General features: G+C 74.3%; 1 protein-coding gene. It reads left to right on the forward strand.

Annotation, left to right across the window (positions count from 1 at the left end):
• On the forward strand, positions 1-6,221 hold a 6,221-nt coding region (locus ACH4B3_RS34095; RefSeq protein ID WP_398469649.1), incomplete at both ends, for a beta-ketoacyl synthase N-terminal-like domain-containing protein.

A 6,221-nucleotide genomic window follows, 5' to 3' on the forward strand; every position in this document is an offset into this window, starting at 1 on the left:
TATCTGGACGCGCTGGCGGCGCACCGGCGTGCGCTGGGGCTGCCCGCGGTGTCCTACGCGTGGGGCCTGTGGGCCGAACGCAGCGACATGACCGGACACCTGGACGCCACCGACCTGGCCCGGATGGCCCGCGGCGGCATGATCCCGCTGCCCTCCGACGAAGGACTGCGACTGTTCGACGCGGCCCTCACCACCGCCGAGTCCCTGGTCGTCCCCACCAAGCTGGACACCGACGGACTCGCCGCCCAGGCGCGGACCGGAACCCTGCCCGCCCTGCTCAGCGGCCTGGTGCGGCGACCGGCAACCCCGGCCCGCCGCGCCCTCGGCGGCGCCGAAGCGGGCGGTGGCACCGACGACAACGAGCTCCGGCGCAGGCTGGCCGGGCTCACCGACCGCGACCGCGACCGCACGCTGCTGGACCTGGTACGCGCCAACGCAGCGACCGTCCTCGGCCACGCCGACCCCGACGCGGTGGAGGCCGACCGCCCGTTCAAGGAGCACGGCTTCGACTCGCTGACCGCCGTCGAACTGCGCAACCGGCTCAACGCGGCCACCGGACTCCGGCTGTCCGCGACCCTGGTCTTCGACTACCCGACCCCCGCCGCCCTCGCCAGGCAGCTGCGCACCGAACTGCTCGGCGCCCCGGCCGCGGACACCGACCGGGCGACGGCCGCCCCGGCCACCCGCACCACGGCGGCCGACGGCACCGGCGACCCGATCGCCATCGTGGCGATGAGCTGCCGCTTCCCCGGCGGCGTACGCACCCCGGAAGACCTCTGGCAGCTGCTCACCGACGGCACGGACGCCATCACCGGGCTGCCGACCGACCGTGGCTGGGACCTCGAAGGGCTCTACGACCCCGACCCCGACGCGGCCGGCCGGAGCTACACCCGCAACGGCGGCTTCCTGCACGACGCGGGCGACTTCGACCCCGGCTTCTTCGGCATCTCGCCGCGCGAGGCGCTCGCCATGGACCCGCAGCAGCGGCTGCTGCTGGAGACCGGCTGGGAGGCGTTCGAGCGGGCCGGCATCGACCCGGCGGCGCTCCGCGGCAGCCAGACCGGCGTCTTCGTCGGCGCCGCCCCGCAGGGCTACAGCACCGGCCCGCACCAGGGAACGGACGGGGTCGAGGGCTATCTGCTCACCGGTGACGCGCTCAGCGTCACCTCCGGGCGGCTGGCCTACGTCTTCGGTCTCGAAGGCCCGGCCGTCGCCGTCGACACCGCGTGCTCCTCGTCGCTGGTGGCGCTCCACCTGGCGGTGCAGGCGCTGCGCCAGGGCGAGTGCTCCCTCGCCCTCGCCGGCGGTGCCACCATCATGTCGACGCCCAGCACCTTCATCGGCTTCAGCCGCCAGCGCGGCCTCGCCCCGGACGGCCGGTGCAAGCCGTTCGCGGCCTCCGCCGACGGCTTCGGCCCCGCCGAGGGCGTGGGCGTTCTGCTGCTGGAGCGGCTGTCGGACGCCCGGCGCAACGGGCACCGGGTGCTCGCCGTGGTCCGCGGCACCGCCATCAACCAGGACGGCGCCAGCAACGGCCTCACCGCCCCCAACGGCCCGTCCCAGCAGCGGGTGATCCGCCGCGCCCTGGAGAACGCCGGACTGGCCGCCGGCCAGGTCGACGTGGTCGAGGCGCACGGCACCGGCACCAAGCTCGGCGACCCCATCGAAGCGCAGGCGCTGCTGGCCACCTACGGCCAGGACCGGCCCGAGGACCGGCCGCTGTGGCTGGGCTCGCTCAAGTCCAACATCGGGCACACCCAGGCCGCGGCCGGCGTCGCCGGGGTGATCAAGATGGTCCTCGCCATGCGGTACGGAACGCTGCCGCGCACCCTGCACGCCGACGAGCCGTCGCCGCACGTCGACTGGTCCACCGGCACCCTGCGGCTGCTGACCGAGGCCGTGGCCTGGCCGGAGCGCGAGGAGCCCCGCCGGGCCGGCATCTCCTCCTTCGGCATGAGCGGCACCAACGCCCACGCGGTGCTGGAGCAGGCCCCGCCGAGCCCGGAGGAACCGCCCAACGGCGTGGCCGGGCACTCGGCACCGCCGGCGGCCACCACCGGCGTACTGCCCTGGCTGCTGTCGGCCAAGACGGGCCCCGCGCTGCGCGCCCAGGCCGGACGGCTGCTCGCCCACCTCACCCGGGACCCCGCGGGCACCGCCGCCCAGCCGGGCACGGACCGGGACACCGACTCCGACATCGGCTTCTCCCTCGCCGCCTCCCGGGCCGCCTTCGACCACCGTGCGGTGATCCTGGCCGAGGACCGGGCCGGCTACCTGGAGCGCCTGCACGCGCTCGCCGAGGGACAGACCACCCCCGGTCTGGTCCAGGGCGTCGTCGAACCGGGCATCGGCGACCGGCCGGTGTTCGTGTTCCCTGGTCAGGGTTCGCAGTGGGTGGGGATGGCGGCGGGGTTGCTGGATGCTTCGCCGGTGTTCGCGGAGCGGGTGCATGAGTGTGCGGTGGCGTTGAGTGAGTTCACCGATTGGTCGTTGGTGGATGTGTTGCGTGGGGTGCCGGGTGCGGCGTCGTTGGAGCGGGTGGATGTGGTGCAGCCCGCGTTGTGGGCGGTGATGGTGTCGCTCGCGGAGTTGTGGCGTTCGTATGGTGTGGTGCCGGCTGCGGTGATCGGTCATTCGCAGGGTGAGATCGCGGCTGCGGCGGTGGCGGGTGCGTTGTCGTTGGAGGACGCGGCGCGGGTGGTGGCGCTGCGGAGCCGGGCGTTGCTGGCGTTGTCGGGTCTGGGCGGCATGGTGTCGGTGTCCCTGTCGCAGTCCGAGGTCGCGGAACGGCTGGAGCGCTGGGAGGGGCGGATATCGGTGGCGGCGGTGAACGGGCCGTCGTCGGTGGTGGTGTCCGGTGATCCGGAGGCGTTGGAGGAGCTGCTCGTCGAGTGTGAGGGCGAGGGTGTGCGGGCGCGGCGGGTGCCGGTGGACTACGCCTCGCATTCGGCGCATGTGGAGCGGATCGAGGAGGAGGTGACCGGCGCGCTGGCCGGTATCACTCCCCGGTCGTCGGATGTGCCGTTCTACTCCACGGTGACCGCCGGGGTGATCGACACCTCCGTCATGGATGCCGGTTACTGGTACCGCAATCTGCGGCAGACCGTGCGTTTCGACGAGACGGTCCGGCTCCTCCTCGCCGAGGGGCATCAGATGTTCGTCGAGGCCAGTGCCCATCCGGTGCTGACCATGGGGATCGAGCAGACCGCCGAGGACGCCGACGTCCCGGCCGCCGCCATCGGCACCCTCCGCCGCGACGAAGGCGGCCCGCAGCGCTTCCTGACCTCACTCGCCGAGGCGTACGGCTCCGGCGCGCCGGTGAACTGGCACACCGTGTTCGACGGCACCGGCGCACGCCGCGTCGAACTGCCCACCTACGCCTTCCAGCGCGAGCGGTTCTGGCTGGAGCCCACCGTGGCGACCGGCGATGTGGCGTCGGCGGGTCTGGGTGCGGCCGGTCATCCGTTGCTGGGTGCGGCGGTGGCGCTGCCGGATTCGGGTGGGTATCTGTTCACCGGTCGTCTGTCGCTGCGGTCGCATGGCTGGCTGGCGGATCATGCGGTGCTGGGGCGGGTGCTGCTGCCGGGTACGGCGTTCGTGGAGTTGGCGTTGCGGGCCGGTGACGCGGTGGGTTGCGACCGGGTGGAGGAACTCACTCTGGAAGCCCCGCTGGTCCTGCCCGAACAGGGCGCCGTACGGATCCAGGTGATGGTCGGCGGTGCGGACGACGCCGGTGGCCGCTCCCTCACCGTGCACGCCCGCCCGGAGAACGCGCCGGACCAGGCCCCCTGGACCCGGCACGCCACCGCGACCCTGCTGCCCGCCGGTGCGGGGGCCGGGGATGCGGGTGAGGGTCTGGTGGTGTGGCCGCCGGTGGGTGCCGAGGCGGTGGATCTGGACGGGTTCTACGAGCGGTTGGCGGGGACGGGTCTGGAGTACGGGCCGGTGTTCCGTGGGTTGCGTGCGGTGTGGCGTGGTGCGGGTGAGGTGTTCGCGGAGGTGGTGCTGCCGGAGGGGCAGCGGGCGGAGGCGGGCCGGTTCGGTCTGCATCCGGCGCTGCTGGACGCGGCGTTGCACGCGGGGCTGGGGACCGTCTTCGGTGACATCGAGCAGGTCCGGCTGCCGTTCGCGTGGAGCGGCGTCGCACTGCACGCCACCGGCGCGGCCGAACTGCGGGTGAAGCTGACCCCGGTCGGCACGGACGGCGTGGCGGTCGAGGTCGCCGACGCCTTCGGCCGGCCGGTCGCCTCGGCGGACTCGCTGATGACCCGTACCGTCTCGGCCGACCAGCTCGGCGGTTCCGGTACGGTCCACGACTCGCTGTACCACGTGGACTGGGTGAACACGGCGGAGGAGCCGACGGCCGGCCGGCCCGCGGGCGACCCCGACGACGACCCGCACTGGGCCGTGATCGCCCCCGGCGGCGGGGAGACCCCCGGCGGACCGGACACCCTGCTGCCGTTCCCGCACACCGCGCCGGACGCACCGACGGCCACCCCCGGCCGGCGGCACCGGGTCCACCACTACACGGACCTGGCCGCCCTGGCCGAGGCGATCACCGCCGACGGGCCGGACGGCACGTCCGCCGCACCGGCGCTGGCCTTCGTGGCGCTCACCGCGGAGACGGCCGCCGGCACACCGGACACCGAGGGCCCCGGCGGCACCGCCGCGGCGGCCCGGGCCGTCACCCACCGGGCACTCGACCTGGCGCGGACCTGGCTCGCGGACGGACGGTTCTCCGGCACCCGGCTGGTCGTGGTGACCCGCGGCGCGGTGGCCGTGACCCCCGGCGAGCGGATCCGGGACCTGGCCGCCGCGGCCGCCCGCGGGCTGCTGCGCTCCGCGCAGTCCGAACACCCGGGCCGCCTGGTGCTGCTCGACGTGGACGGGGCGGACGTCCCGTGGGCCGACCTGGCCCCGCTGCTGTCCGCCGACGAACCGCAGATCGCGGTACGGTCCGGCGCCGCCCGCCTGCCCCGGCTGGCCCGCCCGAGCACCGAGGCGCTGACCGCCCCCGAGGCGGGTTCGGTGCCGTGGCGGTTGGTGGCCGGGGAGTCGGGGACGCTGGAGGGCCTGGCGGCGGTGGAGTCGCCGGAGGCGCTGCGGGAGCTGGGTGCGGGGGAGGTCCGGGTCGCGGTGCGCGCGGCCGGGGTGAACTTCCGTGATGTGCTGCTGTCGCTGGGGATGTACCCGGGGGCGGCCGAGCTGGGCGGCGAGGGTGCCGGTGTGGTGGTGGAGGTCGGTCCCGGAGTGACCGGGCTGGCCGTGGGCGACCGGGTGATGGGTCTGCTCACCGGCGGGTTCACCCCGCTGAACGTCGCCGACGCCCGCACCCTGGTCCGGATGCCCGAAGGCTGGACCTTCGCCCAGGCCGCGTCCGTCCCCACCGTGTTCGTCACGGCGCTCTACGCGCTGCGGGACCTGGCCGGGGTGCGTGCCGGGGAGTCGTTGCTGGTGCACGCGGCCGCCGGTGGTGTGGGGATGGCGGCGGTGCAGCTGGCGCGGGCCTGGGGTGTGGAGGTGTTCGCGACGGCGAGTCCGGCGAAGTGGGATGTGGTGCGCGGGCTGGGTGTGGCGGGGGAGCGGATCGCGTCGTCGCGGTCGCTGGACTTCGAGGGTGTGTTTGCCTCGGTGACCGGTGGGCGCGGGGTGGATGTGGTGCTGGACTCGCTGGCCGGGGAGTTCGTGGACGCTTCGTTGCGGTTGCTGCCGCGTGGTGGCCGGTTCGTGGAGATGGGCAAGACCGACATCCGGTCCGCGGAGCAGGTGGCGGCGGACTACCCGGGTGTGGCCTATCGGGCGTTCGACCTGGCCGAGGCCGGTCCGGAGCGGATCGGCGAGATGCTCGCCGAGATCGTCGACCTCTTCGAACGCGGGGTACTGCACCCGCTGCCGGTCACCGTGCGCGACATCCACCGGGCCCCCGAGGCGTTCCGGTACATCAGTCAGGCGCGGCATGTGGGCAAGGTGGTGTTGTCGGTTCCGGCGGAGCTGGACCGGCGGGGCACGGTGCTGGTCACGGGTGCCGGTGGGGTGCTGGGTGGTCTGGTGGCGCGGCATCTGGTGGCCGTGCACGGGGTGCGGCATCTGCTGCTGGCGGGCCGCCGCGGTGAACAGACGCCTGGCGCGGCGGAGTTGCGGGGTGAGCTGGAGGCGCTGGGCGCGTCGGTGACCTTCGCGGCGTGTGACGTTTCCGATCGCGGTCAGGTGGCGGAGTTGCT

This window comes from Streptomyces sp. NPDC018031, from assembly GCF_044327625.1.
GTDB lineage: Bacteria > Actinomycetota > Actinomycetes > Streptomycetales > Streptomycetaceae > Streptomyces.